Origin of the sequence: Pseudomonas sp. RIT623 (assembly GCF_004519305.1) — a bacterium.
Lineage (GTDB): Bacteria > Pseudomonadota > Gammaproteobacteria > Pseudomonadales > Pseudomonadaceae > Aquipseudomonas.
Genome location: NZ_SOZA01000105.1, coordinates 1 through 207 on the forward strand (window position 1 = coordinate 1; position 207 = coordinate 207).

At 45.4% G+C, this 207-nt stretch carries 1 protein-coding gene; it reads right to left on the reverse strand.

Annotated elements, in window-relative coordinates:
- Positions 1 to 207 (reverse strand): hypothetical protein (locus E3U47_RS25145; protein WP_218568170.1); only part of this gene is annotated, 207 nt, incomplete at both ends.

The window sequence follows — 207 nt, forward strand, 5'->3', positions numbered from 1 at the left end:
TGACGCGGTCTTTTCGCTAAATATTTCATTTTCTTGAAATTAAAGGTTGACGCGCTTTCAGATCCCCTTATAATGCGCCCCACTTCCAGCGACAACGGAACGCGAAACTCCTTGAGATTCAACGAGTTAAGTGAGTTCGAAGTAGCTGCAAGGGCTTCGGTTTCAAATCGAAAGCGGTGAAAAAGGTGGTTGACAGCAGGTTGTAAC